The 21,808-nt window shown below is 34.9% G+C and carries 25 protein-coding genes; 21 read left to right on the top strand and 4 right to left on the bottom strand.

The annotated features are described in order from the left end of the window. Window positions 1-202 precede the first annotated feature (202 nt). From IEV35_RS18435 to IEV35_RS18425, 3 genes are all read left to right on the top strand, one after another. Entirely contained in the window at window positions 203-967 is a 765-nt protein-coding gene (locus IEV35_RS18435) for an ABC transporter ATP-binding protein (RefSeq protein WP_188386126.1), read from the top strand. Next, the gene (locus IEV35_RS18430; RefSeq protein WP_188386125.1) at window positions 957-2,894 is read left to right on the top strand and encodes an FtsX-like permease family protein; all 1,938 of its coding nucleotides are present in this window, start codon (window positions 957-959) and stop codon (window positions 2,892-2,894) included. The genes IEV35_RS18435 and IEV35_RS18430 overlap by 11 nt, the downstream gene beginning before the upstream one ends. A gap of 86 nt (window positions 2,895-2,980) precedes the next feature. Then, window positions 2,981-3,814, top strand: coding sequence for an aminoglycoside 6-adenylyltransferase (locus tag IEV35_RS18425; RefSeq protein ID WP_188386124.1), 834 nt, complete (start codon window positions 2,981-2,983; stop codon window positions 3,812-3,814). A gap of 85 nt (window positions 3,815-3,899) precedes the next feature. On the opposite strand, the gene IEV35_RS18420 is transcribed toward IEV35_RS18425, so the two are convergent. Together IEV35_RS18420 and IEV35_RS18415 are read right to left on the bottom strand one after the other, a co-directional pair. Further along, window positions 3,900-6,488, bottom strand: a complete 2,589-nt coding sequence (locus tag IEV35_RS18420; RefSeq protein WP_188386123.1) for an FtsX-like permease family protein — start codon at window positions 6,486-6,488, stop codon at window positions 3,900-3,902. Then, window positions 6,485-7,168, bottom strand: coding sequence for an ABC transporter ATP-binding protein (locus IEV35_RS18415; RefSeq protein WP_188386122.1), 684 nt, complete (start codon window positions 7,166-7,168; stop codon window positions 6,485-6,487). The genes IEV35_RS18420 and IEV35_RS18415 overlap by 4 nt, the downstream gene beginning before the upstream one ends. A gap of 221 nt (window positions 7,169-7,389) precedes the next feature. On the opposite strand from IEV35_RS18415, the gene IEV35_RS18410 reads away from it, so the two are divergent. From IEV35_RS18410 to IEV35_RS18345, 14 genes are all read left to right on the top strand, one after another. After that, entirely contained in the window at window positions 7,390-7,869 is a 480-nt protein-coding gene (locus IEV35_RS18410; RefSeq protein WP_188386121.1) for a sigma-70 family RNA polymerase sigma factor, read from the top strand. After that, entirely contained in the window at window positions 7,869-8,849 is a 981-nt protein-coding gene (locus IEV35_RS18405; RefSeq protein WP_188386120.1) for an anti-sigma factor, read from the top strand. The genes IEV35_RS18410 and IEV35_RS18405 overlap by 1 nt, the downstream gene beginning before the upstream one ends. Further along, window positions 8,831-9,124 (top strand): hypothetical protein, encoded by a 294-nt coding sequence (locus IEV35_RS18400; RefSeq protein ID WP_188386119.1) that lies wholly within the window; start codon window positions 8,831-8,833, stop codon window positions 9,122-9,124. Before IEV35_RS18405 ends, IEV35_RS18400 begins: the two co-directional genes overlap by 19 nt. Before the next feature lie 492 nt (window positions 9,125-9,616). After that, complete coding sequence (locus tag IEV35_RS18395) at window positions 9,617-11,470, top strand: heavy metal translocating P-type ATPase (RefSeq protein ID WP_188386118.1); 1,854 nt, start codon at window positions 9,617-9,619, stop codon at window positions 11,468-11,470. A 181-nt stretch (window positions 11,471-11,651) separates the two neighbouring features. Then, complete coding sequence (locus IEV35_RS18390) at window positions 11,652-11,885, top strand: heavy-metal-associated domain-containing protein (RefSeq protein WP_188386117.1); 234 nt, start codon at window positions 11,652-11,654, stop codon at window positions 11,883-11,885. Between the two features lie 277 nt (window positions 11,886-12,162). Beyond that, entirely contained in the window at window positions 12,163-12,870 is a 708-nt protein-coding gene (locus IEV35_RS18385) for a Crp/Fnr family transcriptional regulator (protein ID WP_229740804.1), read from the top strand. A gap of 242 nt (window positions 12,871-13,112) precedes the next feature. Then, on the top strand, window positions 13,113-13,289 hold the full coding sequence (locus tag IEV35_RS18380) for a hypothetical protein (protein WP_188386115.1): 177 nt from the start codon (window positions 13,113-13,115) through the stop codon (window positions 13,287-13,289). A gap of 152 nt (window positions 13,290-13,441) precedes the next feature. Next, entirely contained in the window at window positions 13,442-14,395 is a 954-nt protein-coding gene (locus IEV35_RS18375; RefSeq protein WP_188386130.1) for an acetyl-CoA carboxylase carboxyltransferase subunit alpha, read from the top strand. Window positions 14,396-14,434: 39 nt separating this feature from the next. Further along, on the top strand, window positions 14,435-14,665 hold the full coding sequence (locus IEV35_RS18370; protein WP_188386114.1) for a hypothetical protein: 231 nt from the start codon (window positions 14,435-14,437) through the stop codon (window positions 14,663-14,665). Window positions 14,666-14,698: 33 nt separating this feature from the next. After that, window positions 14,699-15,559, top strand: coding sequence for a DUF5700 domain-containing putative Zn-dependent protease (locus IEV35_RS18365; protein WP_188386113.1), 861 nt, complete (start codon window positions 14,699-14,701; stop codon window positions 15,557-15,559). 76 nt (window positions 15,560-15,635) lie between these two features. Further along, the gene (locus tag IEV35_RS18360) at window positions 15,636-15,848 is read left to right on the top strand and encodes a PF20097 family protein (RefSeq protein WP_188386112.1); all 213 of its coding nucleotides are present in this window, start codon (window positions 15,636-15,638) and stop codon (window positions 15,846-15,848) included. A gap of 66 nt (window positions 15,849-15,914) precedes the next feature. Continuing rightward, window positions 15,915-16,163 (top strand): DUF4190 domain-containing protein, encoded by a 249-nt coding sequence (locus IEV35_RS18355; protein ID WP_188386111.1) that lies wholly within the window; start codon window positions 15,915-15,917, stop codon window positions 16,161-16,163. Window positions 16,164-16,246: 83 nt separating this feature from the next. After that, window positions 16,247-16,969: a hypothetical protein gene (locus IEV35_RS18350; RefSeq protein ID WP_188386110.1), complete on the top strand. Its 723-nt coding sequence runs from the start codon at window positions 16,247-16,249 to the stop codon at window positions 16,967-16,969. Between the two features lie 70 nt (window positions 16,970-17,039). Beyond that, complete coding sequence (locus IEV35_RS18345; protein WP_188386109.1) at window positions 17,040-17,360, top strand: hypothetical protein; 321 nt, start codon at window positions 17,040-17,042, stop codon at window positions 17,358-17,360. Between the two features lie 149 nt (window positions 17,361-17,509). On the opposite strand, the gene IEV35_RS18340 is transcribed toward IEV35_RS18345, so the two are convergent. Next, entirely contained in the window at window positions 17,510-18,166 is a 657-nt protein-coding gene (locus IEV35_RS18340; protein ID WP_188386108.1) for a kinase, read from the bottom strand. A gap of 243 nt (window positions 18,167-18,409) precedes the next feature. Between IEV35_RS18340 and IEV35_RS18335 the strand changes: the two genes are divergently transcribed. The 4 genes from IEV35_RS18335 to IEV35_RS18320 all read left to right on the top strand — a co-directional run bounded on the left by IEV35_RS18335 (window position 18,410) and on the right by IEV35_RS18320 (window position 20,577). Further along, window positions 18,410-18,745, top strand: a complete 336-nt coding sequence (locus tag IEV35_RS18335) for a cupin domain-containing protein (protein WP_188386107.1) — start codon at window positions 18,410-18,412, stop codon at window positions 18,743-18,745. 28 nt (window positions 18,746-18,773) lie between these two features. Beyond that, entirely contained in the window at window positions 18,774-19,238 is a 465-nt protein-coding gene (locus tag IEV35_RS18330) for a hypothetical protein (protein WP_188386106.1), read from the top strand. Further along, window positions 19,205-19,663 carry a S16 family serine protease gene (locus tag IEV35_RS18325; protein WP_188386105.1) on the top strand — a complete coding sequence of 153 codons (459 nt, stop codon included), beginning with the start codon at window positions 19,205-19,207 and terminating at the stop codon, window positions 19,661-19,663. Before IEV35_RS18330 ends, IEV35_RS18325 begins: the two co-directional genes overlap by 34 nt. 113 nt (window positions 19,664-19,776) lie before the next feature. Then, window positions 19,777-20,577 carry an alpha/beta fold hydrolase gene (locus IEV35_RS18320; protein WP_188386104.1) on the top strand — a complete coding sequence of 267 codons (801 nt, stop codon included), beginning with the start codon at window positions 19,777-19,779 and terminating at the stop codon, window positions 20,575-20,577. Window positions 20,578-20,660: 83 nt separating this feature from the next. Here IEV35_RS18320 and IEV35_RS18315 read toward each other — a convergent pair whose 3' ends face one another. Continuing rightward, window positions 20,661-21,806, bottom strand: a complete 1,146-nt coding sequence (locus tag IEV35_RS18315) for a Ger(x)C family spore germination protein (protein WP_188386103.1) — start codon at window positions 21,804-21,806, stop codon at window positions 20,661-20,663. Between the last annotated feature and the right edge of the window lie 2 nt (window positions 21,807-21,808).

Raw genomic sequence — 21,808 nt, 5'->3', positions numbered from 1 at the left:
AGAGTTCCATCATAAAGGTTCTGTGATAGAAGAACTTTTTAAAAATTACTTTTAAGAGTTTTACTTAAGGTCGGCCTTTTTTAGGCAAAAACGATGGTTGACTTATTTACCATTATACGCTGACACCTCCCGAATTTTGTCGACGAACGTTCGACATTTTTCGGGAGGTGTCAGGCACCTGTATTAAAAGGAGGGGGAATTCATGAATATTTTAGAAGTTAGGAACGTCGTGAAAGTTTATGGTGAACCTCATGTTGATGGGGCTACTACTGCATTAAATAACATTGAACTTTCAGTTGATGAAGGGGAGTTCATTGCTATTATGGGACCTTCTGGTAGTGGTAAAACAACATTATTAAATATATTAAGTGGAATTGATAAGCCCACCTCTGGTGAGATAGTAATAAGGGGCCAGAATCTAAATGATATGAAGGGCGATGCTTTAGGACAATTTCGTCGTACATCGTTAGGGTATATATTTCAAGACTTTAATTTGTTAGAAAGTCTAACTGTAAAGGAAAACATCATGCTTCCAATGATACTGGAAAAGAAAAAATCAGCTGAAATGGAAGAGAAGGTACAATACCTTGCAAAGTTATTTCAGATTGAATCCATTTTAAATAAATATCCATACAATGTTTCAGGTGGACAACAGCAAAGAGCAGCAGTAAGTAGAGCTTTAGTAAATGAACCACAGATAATATTTGCTGATGAACCGACAGGAAATTTAGACTCTAAATCCTCAACAGCAATCATGGAGTGTTTGGAAAGAGTAGTACAGGAACTATCAACAACCGTACTCCTGGTGACCCATGATGTTTTTGCTGCAAGCTATTGTCATCGAGTAGTCTTTATTAGAGACGGAACGGTCCATTCAAGTATTGAAAAGAAATCGGATCGAAAACAATTTTTCAATGAGATCATGGTTCACCATGCCCTTTTGGGAGGGAGTCACCATGACATTTAATCAAGTTGTTTGGAAAATGGTGAAATATCACTATAAGAAATATTTTTTTTATCTGACATACAATAGTTTGGCTGTCATGTTTTTCTTTATATTTCTAACCGTATACTTGAATGAACAACTCGTTGCCATCAAATATACAGAAGGACTTCAATCCATACTAGGAATCCCCGGTGCTGCCCTTATTATATTTACTGTATTTTTTATCACCTACGCCCATCATCTTTTTATGAAAAAAAGGCGCAGTGAGTTTGGTTTATTTATGACGCTTGGGATGACGAACCGTGATATCGTTAAATTGCTTTTGTTGGAAAATAGTGCAATTGCTGTAGTAGCAGTTTTTAAAGGACTTGGTATGGGAGCAGTATTTTCAAAGTTCTTTTTTTGGTTCCTATTAAAAAGTGTTGGTATTCAAGAAATTTCTTTTCAGTTAAATGTAAAAATGTTTATTTACACAATTGGTGCTTTTTTTCTTGTGTTTATTGTAGCTACAGGACAATCATTATATTTAACGATGAGAAAGAATATAATCCAAAACTTAAAGACGGAGAAAGAAACAGAAAATACAGCTTACAAACATCCAGCCATTGGTGGGATTGGTGTAGCTATTATTATTGGTTCGATTATTGGACTTTTCGTGACGATAACTGATGGGGGCGATTATCTATTACTTTGGGCGATAGGAACGTTTCTTGGCTTGTACATTGCATTAAATCAATTGACTTCGTTCCTAATCGCTCTTATAAAAAAGAATAAGGATTTTTATTATCGAAATATACTCTATCTAACAAACATGGATTATAAATATAGGCAGTTTACAACGATGGTGACACTAGTTACGGTAATGATTATGGTTACACTCCTTTATAGCACGATTATTTATAGTAACTATACGGAGGCGGGGAAAGAAGCAATTCAAAATAATCCATTTGATGTTAGCTATATTTCAACGGAAACGAAGAATAATTTAACGAGGGAAGAAGTATATTCTGTTTTTGAGAGACATGATAATAATGTCCAGGAACACTTCTCACTACCAATCTATTTTATCTTTCAAAGAGATTCATATGGTATTCATCAAATTACTTTTATGCCCTTAAGCAAATACAATGAATTTGCCGGAGAATCACGTGAATTGGAGACTAACGAACTGATTTATCATTTAAACGGGACGGCAAGTGATCTTGAAAATGTATTTTACGGTTATGATTTACACTTCTCAATTAATGGTAACGATGTAGTTTATAATTACGAACAAAAGATTGGAGATTTGCAGTTTAATTATTTAGGTGAATTTTTCATTATAAATGATGAGGAATTCGTTACGTTAAAGGAAAACATCGATGGTCTCGAAGCGGATTTCCACTTGCTTAACGTGGAAAATTGGGAGTTATCGGAAGAGGCAGTCGTTGAATTAGAACAAGCTTTTATAAATTATAATGCCCAAACACCTGCTTTAAATAGTTTAGGTGAGTTTCAAGAAGAACTCTTTTCAATTACTTCACGAGTAGACAGTTATGTCAATCGATTGGAAAGAGATGGTATTCATTTTTTTATAGCTATATTTTTAAATATTTTATTTTCTATTGGATCATTTCTTTTACTGTACATTCAATTATTCTCGGAAGTAGATAAAGATAGGCAAAGAATTCTCAAACTTTATCGTATTGGGATTACTAGTAAAGAAGTAAAGAAATTACTGTCTCAAGAGATTACTACTATATTTATTCTGCCAACTTTACTCGGTATTGTGATTGCTTTACTATACATCATTGCATTGGCAAAGGATATGGGAGGGGTGATTGCAAATCCAGTAATCTTGTTCCAGTTTTTCATGATTGCAGGTATATATGTAATCATTCAATTTGTTTTTCTTATCTATGCGAAGCGAAAGATGTTGGTAGAAGTTAGGAATTTTAAACAAAAATAGTTGTTGTATGTTAGGAAAGAAGGATAAAATTGGGTTTTACCGAATTATAAATATAAAGCCTTAAATAGGGAGAGTGTTTTTTATGTGTGGGATTAGTAAATAATCATAAGGAAAGAGATTTAGTATTGCCTCAAAGTCGCCAAAAACTACTAGATGCCATTCAACGTGACTTATTAGGTGATGATAAAGTTCTGGCATTTTTTTATGGTGGATCAATTGGGAATGAAAATACAGATGTTTTCTCGGATATTGACTTGAGGATTGTTGTCAAACAGGAATACATAAAGGACTTTATTACAAATAAAAATAAGCGGGCAAAGAGCTGGGGAGACGTACTTTATTTTGAAGACTTATATCCGTCATCCATTTATACGGTTGCTCACTATAGTTGTTTTGTAAAGGTTGATATCTTTTATTATACTCTAGAAAATATCAAGCCATCTACATGGTTACAGAACATAAAGATTGTCAAGGATACGAATGGAAGGTTAGCTGATACATTAGCACAGTCTATGGCTCTTACTTATAAACCGACAGTAGAAGAATTTGAGATTTGGAGAACAAAATTCTTTGCGTATTTACATGAAGCATATAGAAGAGCAATGCGAGGAGAGTATTATTATGCTTTAAATTGTATTGATAAATTGCGGCTCTCTATGTGTACTGCTTGGTATATGATTTCCGGAAAACAGCCAAATACGTTCGGTGATTGGGCCAAATATGAAGGAAGTAGAAGTGAGTTAGAGAATTGGCAGTTATCACTGCTAGATAGTTGGGAATGTAATAGAGATCCAGTTGAAATGCTAAAAGTGATGAAAAGCATCGTTCCCGAATTTAAGAAGGCCCACCATATACTTTGTGAAAAACTAGAAGTTCATGAAGATTCTGAATGGATAAACACCATCGTTAACATGGTGTAAAATGTTGGTGCCTGACACCTCCCGAATTTTGTCGACGAACGTTCGACATTTTTCGGGAGGTGTCAGGCACCTGTTTTCCTTTGTTTTAGATGTTTTCTTGTTTTAATCCATCTATTATGTTTTCTTTTTTTATTTTGGCTGTTGCGTATAGCATGGCGGAGCCGACGATTAGGAAAATCGTAAAGATAACGAAAAGAATGCTTATCCATGGTAACTGAAAACCATATTCAAACGTGTGGTTTACCGAGTAGTGGATGGCCAGCATGACGAGCACACTAATTGGTAGACCGTAAGCTAATGCTTTCACACCGTAGAAAATACTTTCATAATGAATCATTTTATTAAATCCTTTTGGCGTCATTCCAACAGAACGCAGCATAGCAAATTCTCTTTTACGCAACCCAATACTAGTCGAAATCGTGTTGAAAATATTTGCAACTGAAATTAACGAAATAAGTGTAATGAACCCATAGATGAAAATGGACATGAATAGTAGCATTTGTTCCTCTTGTTGTCTACGTTCATGGATGTTATATACATAAAGATTCAGATCATTTAATTCTTCAATAGCTGCTTGTGTTGCAATTGGGTCTGAGCTAGTTAAATAAAGATATGGTACTGTATCTACATCCAGTTCAGCCATTGTGGACTGTGGGATAATGATGTTAATTCCCCCTAGACCAACTGTATTTACACCCATTGGGACAATATTCGTCAGTGCACCAATCTGAATAGATCCGACGAATTCTGATACTGGCTCTTCCATCTCCATATCACTGTAAGAATATTCCTTGATATCTAATGTGTAGCCAAGTTCTGCTTCAATTGCTTTCGTTTCTATTAACTTACCAGTCATACCATCTTCATAAGAAATTTCTTCAATGACGATGCCAACAGGAGTGTCTTGTCCGACAAAATCATTCGGATCGACACCAATTTCTTCCGCATAAGCCTCGAAGCTAGCATCATCTAAACTTTCTAAAGTAACATAGTAGCTATACTTTCCGTCCTCTATAGCAAGTATTTCTTCTTCTAACAGTTTCTTCATTTGTGGGGAAATGTTTGCCTCATCAACTAGAGTTTCTATATGCCCTGAAGCTTCTTCAGATATCGTATAGTTGGTAACATGTTCTAATGTTGTAAACTTTGCAAGATCTTCCTTCTCTATATCACCGTTACCGTAGATCAGAATATCATACTGATAATCGTTTTGTGTCATTTCCAGTGACTTTTTAATGTTATTCGTAAAAAATATGACGGATAAAAATAACACAATGCTAATAACTAACGAGAATAACGTTGCTACATACCTTTTCTTATTTCGTTTCATATTTTTTAAACCAATTTCTGCTTCAATACCAAAAACTTTACGAACAAGCATGGATGTTTTAACTGCTTTACCAGATAACTTAATATCTTGCGTTTGGCGAATGGCATCAATCGCTGAGATTTTCGATGCCTTTCTTGCAGGCCAATATGTTGAAATGAAAATTGTCACAATCGAAATAACACAAGCTATTAAGATAGAAGCAGGTGTCACAACTAACTCTAGATCTACTGAACTACCAAGAGCCCCATCTAAATACGTATTAATATAAAGGAAGGTAACGCCAATTCCTGCTATACCAGAGAGAATCCCAATAGGAATACTAATTGCACCAATAACAGCCCCTTCAAAAAAGACAGAATTTCGTTTTTGTTTTTTCGTTGCGCCAACACTGGATAGCATTCCTAAATGTCTAGCCCGTTCAGACACACTAATGGCGAATGCATTATAAATCAACGCGACAGAACCGATAATAATAACAGCCATAATAATACCGGCTAATGAAAATAGGGTAAGGCGTAAGTTGTCATTCTTTGTGATGCCGTAATAGCGTAATAAATCACTATTAAAATTAACCGATTCTATACCATGTGTATCAGCCAGTGATGTCGCATGATCATACAGTGAACCGTTCAACTTATCTAATACTACGAATGCATCAACTGGATTTTTCTCTGTGATAGTTGTTTCGTCAACATAACCAATCACCGTGTATCCAGGTGCCCAACTCGGTTCCCATGTTGGCTGTTTAATCATTCCTACAATGGTTACCGTTTTATTGTCGTTAATGACAATCTCTTCCGCAAGACCATTCTCATCACGTCTTAACGGGTAACCTTGAGTTAAGAGATCGTTTTCAGATAGATCCACACGTTCTCCAACTTCAACGGTTAGCTCATCACCAATTTTATAATCTACTTTTGCATTCGTAATAATTTCCTTAGAAATAGCAATTTCATGTTCATTCTCTGGTAGTCTTCCATCAACTACTGTAATCGGAAATTGTTCCATTCCAGCTTCATTGTAGTATTGAAAGAATAAATAAGGTTTACTCGAATTTGCCGAGTCTTCTAAATAAGCGTAGCTATCACTAGAGAGCGCTAAGCTTTTTGTGTCGGAATCTTCTTGGATTGCTTTGATTTGTTCTTTTTGAACATCTTTATATTGGACATGCCATTCTCCATCCGTAGAAATATGTTGGCGAATCATCAGATCTAAAAAGGATGCTCCAAGCGTTGAAACCGCAGTAATCATGGCAACCGATATAATAACTCCAATAATCGTGACAAGTGTGCGACGTTTATTCTCTTTCAAATGGCGGATCGTGACTTTATTGACAATATTCATGGGCGAATGACCTCATCTTTAGCAACTTTACCATCTTCAATTGAAATAATGCGGTCAGCTTGGAGTGCGATTCGCTCATCATGTGTAATAACAATCAACGTCTGATTGTACGTTTTATTAAACATTTTCAGTAGTTCCATAATTTCTTCACTGTTTTTACTATCCAGGTTCCCAGTTGGTTCATCGGCTAGCATTATAGCAGGGTTACTAATTAATGCACGTCCAATAGATACCCGTTGTTGCTGTCCACCGGAAAGCTGGTTTGGTAAGTGGGTTAGACGTTTGTTCAATCCTAATGTTTCTGTAATATTAGTAAACTGCTTTTCATCTACTTTCTGCTCATCTAATAGCATTGGTAATTTAATATTTTCTTCCACGGATAAAATAGGGATAAGATTATAAAACTGATAGATTAAGCCAATTTGTCTTCTTCTAAAAATGGCTAGTTGTGTTTCATTTAAGTTATAAATATCCGTATCATCAATGAGCACTTTTCCACTTGATGGTCGATCAACTCCACCTAATAAATGAAGTAAAGTTGACTTTCCGGATCCAGATGGACCTATAATACAAACAAAGTCGCCTTTTTTTACGGAAAACGATACATCATCAAGTGCTTTTACCGCTGTTTCACCTTTTCCATATACTTTGGTTAGATTTTTCACTTCTAATATATTCATTAAAATACCTCCATCAATTTTGACTGTGCATTCAGTATATCCAACCAGTATGACTTTAAGGTGACTCGAAAGTGACAATTTATTCACTTAAGGGAAAGGATTAGGTTACAAGTATGCTGCTATTAGAAAACCTAACGGAATAGATTGTTAATACAAAAATTTTGATATTCCTGCAACTTTTTATTAATCTGAAACGAGGATTGGATGAAAGGTGGAGGGGGATGGATCTTGAACAAATATATGTGATGTACTTTAATGACTTATATCGCTACTTGTTTTCATTAACGCGTAACCATGCAGAAACAGAAGATCTGCTGCAAGAAACATTTATAAAGGCTCACATCGCTCTTTTAGCAAATGATATTGATGAAATTAAGCCATGGCTTTTTAAAGTAGGATATTACACGTTTATTGACCGAACTAGGAAAGAAAAACGTTACGTCATAACGGATAAGTTTACTCAAAAAGATTTTAATACACCAGAAAACATTGTTACAGAGAACAATTCCTATGAAGAGTTGCTAGGGTATTTAGATAAAATAAACCCAATGGAAAAACAGGCAATTCTACTATGTGATGTCCATGATTGTACATATGAACAAGCAGCTAATATTTTAAATATTAAATTGAATACATTAAAAAGTCATGTATCACGAGGTAGAAAAAAGCTACGAAAGATGTTAACGAAGGAGGAAGGATAATGGATGCCTATGAAAAATTGTTGAAAAAAGCAAAATCGAGTGGACAGCAAGTGAACAATGGTACAAAAAACGTCAAACGAGCAATTAACTTTTCTAAGTGGAAATTGATTCTGACAACTTTATCCATTGTATTAATGATAATCCCAACCTGTTATATATTTACTTTTATGTATTATGCGTTCGGAACAAAGTCGACAACCTTGATGGACGTTGCAAGTAAGACCCTCTATATTACGGAGCCGAACACTACTTTAGAGGAAATGGAGTTTGATATGGATTTTTCCATATTCTCTATGGGGTTGTCATTCGAGCAATATAAACAAATTGGTGTCGATTTTTACCCAGCGAAAAGCTATGATCTAACATTTGTTTTAAATGATTTAGTTAAAAGTGACACCATTTCGCATGTAGAGAAGATATACCCTAAGAATCCAACAGAAACAAATCAATGGATTGTTCATCCAAATCATACAGTTGAGTTTCCAACCGAGGTAGAATGGCGTGTGCTTAGCGGATTACCTGATGAAACGGTTGTTGAAGCTTATCTCTCTTTCGATGATCTATATAATGTTAAAGATATTGTCAAAGAAATGAATTCGGTCGATGTGACTTGGGCTGCTATTTATACAGGTACAGAAGACGACATGGTAAGTGCTGATGGGGACATTGTTTCTCCGATTGGCTACCCGGTACAACGTGATCAAACATACTGGTCGCCATTCCGAGACTCAACCTCTCATGAGGAAACATTTTTAATGATGTTAAAGGAAATCGAGCCTTATGAAGATATCGCAGTGAAAGTGTCATCACATAAAAATCTTGAATTAGAGGAACGAATCCAGTATATCGAAGCAAATGGTTTTAAAACTTATGGTGTAGTAGTTACAGGGCCTAAAGCCGAAATTGTATCATTAAGAGATTTAACTATGGTTCGTCATATGAAATTGGGAGAGGTGAAATTATGGAATTGGGAAAGGTGAAAATGACGTTTTTCCAAGGATTAGGATGGTTGAGTATTGTATTAGGACTCCTTACATTATTGTTTATTAATATTTCGCTTATATCTGGATACCAAGTACCATTAATGGATAACTTTTCCTTACTTTTATATCCTGCGATTATCAGTGGAGCGTTTTCTTCCTTTAATAAAAGAAGCAGGTCACTTGGATTATGGGGACTAGGATTATGTGCATATATAGGATTGTTTATAGTGTGCATGTTCTTTCTCGGCTGGATGGTTATACCTTTTCCATAAATAACAAATGAATCACAATACCAACTTTTCGTATATTTTTTAGAATATTATGTTAATACGGAATTGTGATTAAAAACAGGGCGGTTTTTGAAGAAAGAGAGGTTCTTTTGCGTAAAAAACTGATCATTGTGATTCTATTTAGTATGTTTTTAATTATGGTAGGTTGTAAGGAAAAAGAAGCGGAGAAAGCAGAAAAGTGGGAGGATAATAGCCCGGCGTACAATTTCTATTCCTTAGCTCGATTCAAATACTACTTGGTTTGTATGGTTTAGTGATAAAGAGAATTTGAATATGACTTTATAAATTCATAACTAAATTTAAAACGCTCAGAATTTTTTTCTGAGCGTTTTAGTTTGCTGTTCTTTTTCTTTTGGTAGTCTGCTGAAAATTAAATGAGAACTTGACTTCCATCAATTTTTATTTCTTTTAAACATCCTATACTAGAGTCAGCAACAAGGAGTTTATAAGAACATAAAGATGGAGGTGTTCGATATGCAGAGAATTATATTAAGTAAAAAGAATTTCATTACACTTGTTAGTGCCATTTTAATTGTCTTCGGATTCTTTAGTCGATTTGGATTAGATAATATCACTTTATTCCATTGGTCACTCTTCACTGCATCTATTGTTGGTGTAGCTCCGATTGCAATTCAAGCCTATCAAGCATTGAAAGTAAAAGTTATAAGTATTGATGTCTTAGTCACGATTGCTGTGATTGGGGCAATTTTAATTAAAAACTATGAGGAGTCAGCTATTGTTACCTTTTTATTCTTATTCGGTTCCTATTTAGAACAACGAACATTAAACAAAACACGTTCTGCCATTAAAGAATTAACAGAGATGGCCCCTGAAAGTGCTCTAAAGCAAATGGAAAATGGAAAATTTGTAGAAGTAGACGTTGATGTTGTGGACAAAGATGACATTCTATTAGTCAAAACCGGTGCAAAAATTCCAGTCGATGGAACAGTGTTATTTGGTGAAGGGCATATTAATGAAGCAAGTATCACCGGTGAATCAGTACCTGTTACGAAAAAGATTGATTCGGAAGTATTTGCTGGAACGATTTTGGAAAATGGAACACTTCATATTCGAGCAGATCGTATTGGAGAAGATACAACATTTGGAAGAATTATTGAATTAGTAGAAGAGGCACAGGATTCCAAATCGGAAGCAGAACGATTCATAGATAGATTTGCAAAATACTATACTCCAGCTGTTCTATTCCTTGGTTTTATTGTTTTCTTATTTACAAAAGATATGGAACTTGCTATTACAATTCTTGTATTAGGTTGTCCTGGTGCATTGGTTATTGGGGTTCCAGTATCGAATGTCGCTGGTATAGGGAACGGTGCACGTCATGGAATACTATTAAAAGGCAGTGAAGTGATCAATGATTTAAGCAGAGTGGATACGTTCGTTTTTGATAAAACTGGAACATTGACTATAGGTAACCCTGCAGTTGCCGAAAGAGAATTTTTCGGAAATAATACCGACGAAGTTCTTGCATACTTGGCAAGTGTAGAACGAGAATCGGATCACCCATTAGCAAAAGCTGTCTTACAAGATATTGGCGAGAAGCCTTCTTTTCCCGTAGAAGAAACTGAAGTCGTTAAAGGCTGCGGGATTGTAACAAAAGTAAATGGTCACCTTGTGGCTGTTGGTAATGTAGCTTTAATGGAAAGAGAAATGGTAAAGTTAAGCGAGAAGGCAATAGATGACATAGAACGATTGGAGAAAAATGGGAATTCACTAGTTTTAACCGCGGTAGACGGTGAATTAAAAGTTATAATGGGTATTCGCGATCAAATCCGTCCAGGTGTTAAAGAACAGCTTCAAAACTTAAAAATGCTAGGGGTTAAAAACCTAGTCGTTCTTTCCGGGGACAATCAAGGAACGGTAGATTTAGTAGCACGTGAACTTGGGTTAACAGAAGCATATGGTCATATGCTTCCAGAAGAAAAATCTGCATTTATCGAAAAATTACAAGCAAATGGGCAAAAAGTTGCCTTTGTTGGTGATGGAGTAAATGATAGTCCTTCATTAGCCTTGGCAGACATCGGAATTGCCATGGGAAGTGGAACAGACGTTGCGATTGAAACTTCGGATGTTGTCTTAATAAATTCAGACTTTAGTCGTTTACCACATGCTTTAGGCTTAACAAAATATACTTCTAGAAATATGAAACAGAACATCACCATTGCAGTTGGTGTCGTATTAATCCTACTTGCGAGTCTCTTATTTAGTGAATGGATGAATATGTCTATTGGGATGTTAGTTCATGAAGCAAGTATTTTAGTAGTCATCTTGAATGGTATGCGATTGCTTCGATATCGTTTGCGAGGATAATTAGAATGAGAAGAAAATTTGACAAACGATAAGTGGAAATTACTTAGGTAAGAAGCGGTAAATTCCTAACAATTTTCCTAAAACTTGATTGGCGTCAATTCCAATTCATTGAAATTGATCTATACTTAAATTGTAAAGAAGAAGTGAAAAAACAAAGCTAACATGAAAGGATGAATCAATTATGCAAAAAGCAGTAATTCAATTAGAAACATTATCTTGTCCATCTTGTATGCAAAAGATTGAAAATGCGGTAAAACGTATAAATGGTGTTGAGAAAGGTAGCTTAAAAGTATTATTCAATGCTAGTAAAGTAAAAGTGGATTTTGAATCAGAAATAGTTGCTATTCATGAGATCGAAAAGGCAATTGAAGACTTAGGATATGCTGTTGTTAAATCAAAGGTGAAACCTGCGTAGTTGAGTTATTATAATAAAGGGGCTGGGACAAAACTAAATTTCTAATTTCAAAGCCGAACAATACGATACATTAGCTCGGGAAATATACGTAGACTCCTGCGGGAGGAAAGGCATCGGTGAGACCCCACAGTGCGATAGCACGAGGAGGCTCACCAGCCGCCCGCGGAAAGCGAAGTATATTTCCCGAGCGGGTTAGTTGCTCCGAAATCGTATAATTCGGTTTTTACTATGTAGAAAAAGCTTTTGTCCCAACCTCTTTCTAAAAGGAGAGTTTATGTTGGAACAAAACCAATGTTGTCATCACCAACATGGGCATGGAGAATGTATTCGTATCGTTCCCATTTTCAACCATCTGGAAGAGGAACAAATGAATTTAATTGCAGAATCTATTAAGTCAGTTCATCTACAAAAAGGGGAAATGTTATTCCGTGCAGGGGAGAAAGATGATACTTTATACATTATTAATTCAGGTAAGGCGCGAATTTACCATTTATCGGAATCTGGAAAAGAACAACTTGTGCGCATATTAAATCCCGGTGACTTTACCGGTGAAGTGGCCATATTCCAACCAGGAAGTATTCATGAAAATTATGCAGAAGCAATTCAAAATACATCTATATGTTTAATTAAACGAGAGGATTTACAGAAGTATTTGTTGGAATATCCCCAGATTTCTATAAAAATCCTGTCAGAAGTAACGATGCGTTTGAAGAATTCAGAAAAACAAACGACACAAGTAGCGACTGAGAATGTAGAATCTCGGATTATTTCCTTTTTAGCTGAGAATGTAGAAAAGGGAAGTGGCAATAGTCCGACCGTTACTTTACCAATGTCCAAAAAGGATTTAGCCTCGTATCTTGGTACCACACCAGAAACAATCAGTCGGAAATTTACTGCTCTAGAAGAACTTGGATTGATCACACAGTTACCAAAAAGGAAAATAAAAATAATCAATTTAGATCAATTGTTACTTCATGTGGAATGATATGAAGCTAAATAGCTTCCAATCCTCTAACGGGATGAGTTAATAGTTTACAAAAGCGGCCTTAAAACTAGGTCGCTTTTTTAGTTATAATAATTTTTAGAAAATTATGTTAGTACAGGATTGTTGAGTTGTTGAAGTAGTGAGACAGGTTATTTTAACAATGAAAATCGAGATTCAAATGGTTTTTAGTCGTAAAAATAAAATTAATTTATGGGATTTCATTACATAGGAAGGAGGACGGTATGAGTAATATAATAAGATTTTTACTAATAAGTATAATGGCACTTTCCATTCTTGCGTTATTAATCGTATATTTTCAAAGCTATATCCCAGAATTCCATATGGCAAAGGCTTTACCATTAGCGATAGTAGCAGGTCTTTCTACTATAGCAGTAGCAATTTACGAGAAGAAGAAGTAAGTTATGTACAAGGTGATTCCAATGTGATCGTCTTTTTTATTTCTATATTTTAGTCCATAAGATGATCGAACTAGAAATCAAACTATTATTAGAATGTTTTTATAAAAAAATATCGAATATATAAATAAACATTTATACTGGAGGTGTATCAAATAAATATTTATTTAGAGTTTGAAAAACCATTGGTTGAACTGAGAGAAAAACTTCACGAACTGGAAAATTTATCGGAATCAAATCAAGTTGAATTATCAGTTGAAATTAACATGTTTAAACAAAGAATTGAAAAGTTAGAAGAAGAAATCTACAGTAATTTAACCCCTTGGCAGAGAGTACAAATTGCCAGACACCCTAAAAGACCAACTACCCTAGATTATATCCCATTATTATTTGATAATTTTATCGAATTACACGGAGACCGCTATTTTGGCGATGACCAAGCCATTGTTGGTGGCGTTGCCTTTTTTGAAGACATACCTGTCACGATAATTGGACAACAAAGAGGAAGAGATACAAAAGAGAATATACGAAGAAATTTCGGGATGCCCAATCCTGAAGGCTACAGAAAAGCACTAAGATTGATGAAACAGGCTGAGAAATTTAATCGCCCAGTAATTACTTTTATTGATACAAAAGGTGCTTTTCCCGGAAAAGAGGCTGAAGAAAGAGGACAATCACGTGCAATTGCAGAAAACCTTCTAGAAATGGCTGGGCTACAAGTACCTATCATTTGTATTGTTATTGGAGAAGGTGCGAGTGGAGGAGCTTTAGCTATAGGCGTTGGAAATCACATACATATGTTGGAGAATACTTGGTTCTCTGTCATTGCTCCTGAATCTGCAGCAACTATTTTATGGAAAGATAGTACAAAAGGGCAGGAAGCCGCCAATACGATGAAAATTACGGCAGATGATCTGAAAGAGTTGGAAGTAATTGATGAAATAGTACTTGAGCCTAAGGGTGGCGCACATAATGATCTCAAAAAACAAGTAGTGGAAGTACGAAATGTTATTAAAAACTCATTGCTTGAATTTTCCTCTTATACAGCTGAGGAAATAATAGAACATAGGTACAATAAATATAGAGTTATAGGGGAATATCAATCTTAGAAATATAACGGAAAAGGTTTTAACTTAGGAGGCTTAAATGTGTCTACAAATGTTACTACCATTGTAGCGATCATTTCTATTATCTTATGGATTGCCGTGTCAATTGAGCTTTCAAGAACGCCAAAAAACAAACGAAAGTTAATAACTTTAATGTCTGTAGGTTTTTTATCAACACTTATATTGACTGTATCGATTTTCAGAACTATCTTACTTTTAAATAATGTTGGGTTAATAATGGTGAAGATGGTGCAAGGATTAAAGGCAGACTAAGTGAAGGGAATAGAATTATTAGGGGGACCAAAAATGAAAATTCACAATACCGTTCCATATTTTTTGAGTAATTTCACTCCGACAGAGCATTTTATAAATCAATATCATGAGAAATACGCAACACACTTTAAGGAATACTTCTTATATCATTGTAAAAATGTAGATGAGAAGAAAAAGATAGCTATTGAAAAATATCCAGAGCAATTAAATGACATTAAATTATCCAATAGTAAAATCGAGAAAATAATCAAACAAGTACTTTTATGTTATAAACAAAAGTACGATTTTGACTTTCAGAAAGAAGTACATATTATAGTTGGCTTATATGGATCAAATGCTTATACACACCGTCAATTTATACCTGATGTTACATTTTGTTTAGAAAGGCTTTCTTCTAAGGATGAACATTTGAACGTGATTATTGCACATGAATTTGGTCATGCTTTACACAATTTTTTATCCGATCAAGCGGAGATAAATTGGTCAAAAATAAATTGGAATGATCCACTTGTTTGGCTATTACAAGAAGGGTGCGCAACCTATTTTTCGAAACAAGTAACCATTGCAGAGGAGTCTGTTTATTTTAGTTATGGCTATTTTGATCGTGAGAAAGATTGGTTGAAATTTGCCCAAGACAATCTAACAAATATTTTAACTACCTTCATCAAGGACTATAAAGGACAGTCGCCAACTGAGATTTTCCGTGAGTGGTTTTCAATTAATGGTGGTAAACATTTTGGTTACATGCGTTTAGGTTATTATATTGGTTATATTGTTGTAAATAGATTAATTGAAAAGTATGGGGTACGTAATGCTGTAACCCTTTGGAAAGAAGCAAATTTTTCTAATGTAATAGAAGAAATTCTTTTGGAATTAGTTAGTGTTGAAGTGTAGGTATTATGTATTCGGTGCGGATTATAAGATTGACAAATCGAAAATATGGAGATGTGAAAGGTTGGTGTAATTCATTATGGATGATGCTCAAAAATGTCCTGAATGCAGGAATGAGCTAAAACAGGGCTATATTTTTTCAACTCGCCGAATAAGTTGGTCAGAATCGCCTGATTCGGTATTTACTGACATTGGAGGTGAAGTATTAGTAAATAAAGCATATATTAAATTAGGTAAAATACCAGCATTAAGATGTGAGGATTGTCATGTAGTTATATTTAAATATAAATAGATTAGTCATATGTCAAATCTGTCTATATAATACGGTCAAATACATATAAAGGAAGGGGGAAGAGAAATGAGTGGAAGAGTGGATACAAACAGTAAATCTACCATTTCATTAACACTTGGTATATTTTCTATTGTTCTACCATTGATTGGATTAGTCCCTGGTATTATTGGTCTTGTATTCTCAAGAAAAACAGCAAATGAAAATGGTAGGGGTTTAGCTACAGCTGGTTTTATATTTAGTATTGTTGGGATTACGATTCAATCCTTTGGTATTCTTGCTTTTATCACTTTTAATTCGATCACCTCGTTTGGTTAAATCAATAAATAATGAAAGTCTTATTCCTATTATAAATTAGGAGATCTGTATAGGAATCTATTATCCAATTACGAGGTGATATCATGTTAAGGCTAAAAGATGTTAACGAATTCAATTGGATTAAAGAGGAGACAGTTAGAATTCATTTTGATAGTGAGGATAGTCCTAAAGTTTTAAACCTAATGCCTAATAGATATGAATACTATTGCAAAATTCTACATCCGGTCTATCTTGATAAAAACATAAAGGATGAATCGATATTTTACAGCCAAAGCGAACCCCCTTCGGAAGATAAACCGATGGATTTTAATTATGGAAAAAGAACTACGTTTAAGACATTGGCTGAAAAGTATAACTTACCATACACAAAAGAGATAAGTAGCTCTACACTTGCTTCTGCTTTAGGGGGATATCCTCGATATTTAATCTTAGGCGGCGAAGGTAGTACGGATGAAAATACGCTACGTGAATTAGTTTCTATTTTCAAGCCTTTTACAAAACATGAACAATGTTATTTTAAATATGATTATTTAAAAGTGATTAATGAATTTCATGATTTCCAAGATTTCGAAACGGGGCTATTCTATTTTGGGAAACTGGATGATGTTTTATCCATGTATCATAAGGGTGATCATATTGGTCTTGGTTCGCCAACATATTGGTGGGCAGAAGATAAAAGTTGGTGCCTGCATACGAATTATGATGCCGATTTTACCTTAGTAGGTGGAAATAAAGAGTTAATGGAGGCACTCTTTGCTAGTGAGGAATTAGAATGTGTAGAAGTTGATTTGGATACGGGAATGTAACAATAGAATTGTTCAATTCCTAAATTTCTTTTCTTGTTTTGTAGAAACGAAAGGAGGGTTACCAATTAGAATGACATCAAAATTGTTAGGTATACTCGGCGGTCTATTTACCATAATTCTTTGGATAATCCTAAACTTCTTTAATCCCTATTCAAATCAATTTGAAGCTGAGCCGATGTTAACAACATTATTTATGCTCTTACTTCCTGCCTGTTTAGCTATATTTGCTGCTCTTACAACTAGACCAATATTGTTGTTCATTGCTTTTGTTTGGGCGTTACCTGCTAGTCTGTATTTAGTTCTAACACCTGGGGTTTTTGCATTATTTGGTGTATCTTGTGTTATTTATTTAATTAGTTTTTTATTAATGAAATTTGCTAGAAGTGAATGACTAATAGAGCTGTAATTAATACTAGATAAAAGGCGTCGTATTGGATCATCAATTTGGTGGTCTTTATTTTTTTGGTATTGGCTATGTTGTTAAAGTTGAAAAAACTGAAAATCCATTTATATGGAAGTTCGATTCAATGTATTATTGCATTAAGTTAGTTTAAAGTACAATACGAAAATATTGCTAGTTTTGTTAAAAAACCATTCATATATGACATCTGCTTTTTCTAAAGGATTTTCCGTTTTCATATAGTGTTCTTCGGCTATCCAATATCTCCTTTGATATTTGTTTAATCTACTTTGATAGTCTCCAATATAAAGGTCTCGATTTAAAACCCTTTCCGTTCTTACTTTATAAGGGCAGTCAATAAAGATAACAAAGTCAAAATACGTTCTCCATTCCTGTCTTTGAATAAAAATACCTTCAATAATGATGATTGAGGTGGGGGTTATGTTTATTTGTTTAATGGATACAGTGTCTGTTGATTTATTATAATAGGGTAAATTTATTAGTTTCTTGCCATCGTATAATGCTTGGAAAAGTTCGAGTTGTAACAAATTAATATCCCATTGAAGATAGTAATATTCATACCACTCTTCATTTCCTGTATTATATCGTTTGCTAGATTCAACAATATGATCATCGATATGTATTGTTATTACATGATAACCTTTATCTTCAAGTTCTTCGCTTAGTTTCTTTATAATGGTAGTCTTCCCAGCTCCACCTAGCCCATCAATACCTACGATGAAAGGATGGTGCTTTTTGATTTGATTTTTGTAACGAGTTAATAAAGTATCTGTCATTCTGACTATGGACACAAAGCATGAACCTCACTTTCATTATGATTGCATTACTTATAGTTCGACACAAAAGGTGTGATATCCTTCTTAATTGTACTACCACTTTAAGATACTACTTATAGTTTATAAACAATTAGTCAGCCAATTTTGGGTCACCTTTTTATAAAATTTCCCATTGTTATTAGAAAAATATGGTAGTATTAAACTGATATAAAGTTAGTTTACGTGAAAGGTGATCAAGAGTACATGCAAATAGTAAATTTCGGGAAAGCGGCAGGAAACGAAATAAATAACTATGATTCAATTTTATCTACATATTCAAAAATAATGAAGACGGAAGAACCAACAAATATCGGACTAATTCATATTGAAAAAGGTGGTGTCGTTGGATACCATCAAGCACCAGTACCCCAGTTGTTTGTCGTTGTAAATGGCGAGGGATGGGTGGAAGGTGAAGATAAGAAAAAGGTTTATCTTAAAAGTGGTGAAGGGGTATTTTGGAACAAAGGGGAAGGCCACTTAAGTGGAAGTGACGAAGGATTAACCGCCTTAGTAATCCAATCGGAAGAATTAAAAGTATAGTACTAGGATGTGAGGGGGGAGAGATTATATGATAAGTCAATGGTTCAAGGATGCACTATTTGGTTTAACATTGATGGGATTATATGTCATGATGTGGATCCTTTACTATTTGGATCTCATTAATAGTTTTGTATTTATCACATTTCTCTTACTGCTATTTTTATTTTTTGTAGGATTATATTTTATATATCGTAAAGAAAAAAAGGTTGTTAGAAAGTATGTCTTTTCAATCGTTCTAGTTACCTTAATTCTCATCTATGAATATCGATTAATTTACTTTGAACCGTTTACATTTATTGTCAATAGTGTCGCTGAACCGATTGAAGCAGTGGAAGGATCTGGCATTCACATTCTGACAGTAAGAAGTTTTGAAGTTCCATATATAGAAGATGAGAATTTAATTATCGAAACGTATGAAAGACAATTTCAGCCTGTCATCAGTTTAGAAAAATCACCAATATGGATCGCTACCGTAGTAAAAATACGGAACTAATGAGTATGCTTGGTTTAAAAAAGGATGATTTTGCAATAACAGGGGAAAATGTATCGGAATATTTGGGTGGTGACACAGCAGTCATTGATGATTTTTTACAAAGAGAGGATATAGATGGAAATAGTGCAGGGTTGGGGTTGGCTCTATCTGCATTAGTTAATAAATTAGAAATAACCAATAATCTAGATTTTGGAGTCACAGGAGCAATTAATCCATCTGGTGAAGTATTAGAGGTAGGGGGTATAAAGGGAAAATTAATTAGTTCTGAAGAGAGTGAGTTTCCATATGTCATTTTACCGAGCACTAATATGGAGGAAGCGGTAGAAGTTAAAGAAGAACAGGGATTGAATATAGAGCTAATCCCAGTTATTCATATTGATGAAGCGATAAGGGTAATCAAGGACTTGAATAATAAGAAGAAATAGTCGTTATCGCTTTTTATGTTAACTATTATTAGAAACTTGGATATATTTAAAGAAGATTGTTCCATATTTTGATATAGTAAATAAAACAACTTAAGACAAATGGGGGAAATCTAATGTTATGTTATACGGTATATGGAGAAAAAGATAGTGATAAAACAATTATCGCTCTACCAGCGCTTGGTGAAAGAAAAGAGACTTATGAAATTCTATCTAAATATATGAAGGAATATAGAATGATTGCTATCGATTTACCAGGGCATAATCAAACTGAGCAAGAAGATTATTCGATAACTACATATATAAAAGACATTAGAAATTTAATGGAAGAATGGAAGATTTCAACCGCACATTTTATCGGCAATTCCATTGGAGGTTGGATCATACAGGCATTTTATTCTGCATATCCAGATTATGTCTCGTCTTTAACTTTATTAGATGGAGGTTACTATTTCCTAGGAGAACGAGAAGATTTTGATGAAGAAATTCAACTACCAATAATTGAACGATTAGAGGACCTCGAAGAAGCCGTACGTGAAACTACTAATTCGATGGAAGGGTTAACAGAAGAAGTACGGGAAAATTTTAACACGTATCTGTTGAATAATTTTGTCTTGCAGGATCATGTGTACAAACACCATAGTAATGAAGTAGCGTTAAATAGTTTATCAAAAGAAGTAACGAAGACAGACTTTTGCTTAAAACAAAAAGTGGACAAGCCTTTCTTGTTGCTAGTAGCAGAACATAGTTTAGATGATTTCAGTAATGGGAAAGTGGAAGAATTTAAAAAAGTACATTCGGATCAAGCTGTTAAAATCATTTCTAATGGACACCATTTTCTTCCGATTACTAACCCGGTTGAAGTGGCTAATATATTAAAGGGGTTCCGTCAGGAAAATGCGGATTTACAACGTTAAACTATTTTTTGGGAAACAAAAACCTTGCTTCCCCAACGCTAAGCAGAAGAAGCAAGGTGAGTTAATAATTTCACTTGCCAGAATCACGAGGTGGATTCACCATGTTCATGTAATTTATATCTTCCAGGGTAAACAATATTCACCTCAACCTTTACATGGCGCAGGGAATCTGGGTTTAAAACGAGTTGCTGTTTTCCTGTGGCAATGCTCTTCCATTGATGTGGATGTTTGCGATACAAAGATTCGCCCAAATTGTAAATATCTATACCCTCTTTAAAAGCAGTTTGATACGTTTTGCGGATTTGCTCCTCTATTTTTTCCTGAGCCATTTGTGTGAGTTCCTTTTCGGTAAGGTCCGTATGCAATTCATTGATCCCCGCCTTCACTTTTACTGAAATATCGAAATACGCCTTGTTCAATTTCACAATAGGAGTCACTTCATATTTGGGTTTTTCTGCGACAAGAATAGCCGCAAGCTTCTCTTCGGTAAACAAATCAAGAGGTACTCGGATCGTGTGAGTACTTAGCCAGGGCATTCCCGACAAATCCTTAAGATCCATTCGTCCATAATAATTGTTTAGATCATATACTTGTACGCCTGAATATCTAAGCTGCTCTTTTGGTTTATTACTTTCCTGCCATTGACCTTTGCGAAGCGATAATTCCGGTATATAACTGGTTCTAGCCTTTTCGTTTGAGTCCAGTACAAATTGTTGCAGGCGGACCGGAGCAAGGATAGAGAACTGTCTGAAACTTTGCTCGGGATTGTGAAGAATGGATGCCTTTGGCGGTAATCTAAAAAATGGAGTTGCCAGCAAGATTTCTTCAAGAGGCTCTCTTGTGCTAAACAGCCAGGCCAAGTACCTTATTTCACGATAACGATTGATCAATTCCAGCACTTCTCCGACTTTGTTTTCCTTCATCAATCTCTCGCTGAACAAAATGGCAGAGATTTGTCCCAAGTTTAAGCGTTGTTGTGATGTACTGTACAAATCATTTGCCGCCTCCGTAAACGAGGAACCTTCGCCTTTGCCCACCCAAACCGGGGGCTGCTCCGCTTTTTGCTGTCCCTCCAGCTTGGCCACTGTCGAGAAATCAAGCAATTGCACATATAAGGTGTATTGACCATCGACATAGTCTATTCCAACAGCCGTAGCATAGTTCATGTTTTGCACTTCATATCTGCTCCAGCAACCGGTAAGGGTGAGAAGAAGGAAAAGTGCAACCATAC

Source organism: Ornithinibacillus halotolerans (assembly GCF_014637405.1).
Lineage (GTDB): Bacteria > Bacillota > Bacilli > Bacillales > Amphibacillaceae > Ornithinibacillus > Ornithinibacillus halotolerans.
This window is presented reverse-complemented; position numbering and strand designations above follow the sequence as displayed.

Coding starts and splice junctions, on each gene's coding strand:
- IEV35_RS18435 (WP_188386126.1), top strand. CDS start 203: ATGAATATTTTAGAAGTTAGGAACGTCGTGAAAGTTTATGGTGAACCT.
- IEV35_RS18430 (WP_188386125.1), top strand. CDS start 957: ATGACATTTAATCAAGTTGTTTGGAAAATGGTGAAATATCACTATAAG.
- IEV35_RS18420 (WP_188386123.1), bottom strand. CDS start 6,488: ATGAATATTGTCAATAAAGTCACGATCCGCCATTTGAAAGAGAATAAA.
- IEV35_RS18415 (WP_188386122.1), bottom strand. CDS start 7,168: ATGAATATATTAGAAGTGAAAAATCTAACCAAAGTATATGGAAAAGGT.
- IEV35_RS18410 (WP_188386121.1), top strand. CDS start 7,390: ATGGATCTTGAACAAATATATGTGATGTACTTTAATGACTTATATCGC.
- IEV35_RS18405 (WP_188386120.1), top strand. CDS start 7,869: ATGGATGCCTATGAAAAATTGTTGAAAAAAGCAAAATCGAGTGGACAG.
- IEV35_RS18400 (WP_188386119.1), top strand. CDS start 8,831: ATGGAATTGGGAAAGGTGAAAATGACGTTTTTCCAAGGATTAGGATGG.
- IEV35_RS18395 (WP_188386118.1), top strand. CDS start 9,617: ATGCAGAGAATTATATTAAGTAAAAAGAATTTCATTACACTTGTTAGT.
- IEV35_RS18390 (WP_188386117.1), top strand. CDS start 11,652: ATGCAAAAAGCAGTAATTCAATTAGAAACATTATCTTGTCCATCTTGT.
- IEV35_RS18380 (WP_188386115.1), top strand. CDS start 13,113: ATGAGTAATATAATAAGATTTTTACTAATAAGTATAATGGCACTTTCC.
- IEV35_RS18365 (WP_188386113.1), top strand. CDS start 14,699: ATGAAAATTCACAATACCGTTCCATATTTTTTGAGTAATTTCACTCCG.
- IEV35_RS18360 (WP_188386112.1), top strand. CDS start 15,636: ATGGATGATGCTCAAAAATGTCCTGAATGCAGGAATGAGCTAAAACAG.
- IEV35_RS18355 (WP_188386111.1), top strand. CDS start 15,915: ATGAGTGGAAGAGTGGATACAAACAGTAAATCTACCATTTCATTAACA.
- IEV35_RS18350 (WP_188386110.1), top strand. CDS start 16,247: ATGTTAAGGCTAAAAGATGTTAACGAATTCAATTGGATTAAAGAGGAG.
- IEV35_RS18345 (WP_188386109.1), top strand. CDS start 17,040: ATGACATCAAAATTGTTAGGTATACTCGGCGGTCTATTTACCATAATT.
- IEV35_RS18340 (WP_188386108.1), bottom strand. CDS start 18,166: ATGACAGATACTTTATTAACTCGTTACAAAAATCAAATCAAAAAGCAC.
- IEV35_RS18335 (WP_188386107.1), top strand. CDS start 18,410: ATGCAAATAGTAAATTTCGGGAAAGCGGCAGGAAACGAAATAAATAAC.
- IEV35_RS18330 (WP_188386106.1), top strand. CDS start 18,774: ATGATAAGTCAATGGTTCAAGGATGCACTATTTGGTTTAACATTGATG.
- IEV35_RS18325 (WP_188386105.1), top strand. CDS start 19,205: ATGGATCGCTACCGTAGTAAAAATACGGAACTAATGAGTATGCTTGGT.
- IEV35_RS18320 (WP_188386104.1), top strand. CDS start 19,777: ATGTTATGTTATACGGTATATGGAGAAAAAGATAGTGATAAAACAATT.
- IEV35_RS18315 (WP_188386103.1), bottom strand. CDS start 21,806: ATGGTTGCACTTTTCCTTCTTCTCACCCTTACCGGTTGCTGGAGCAGA.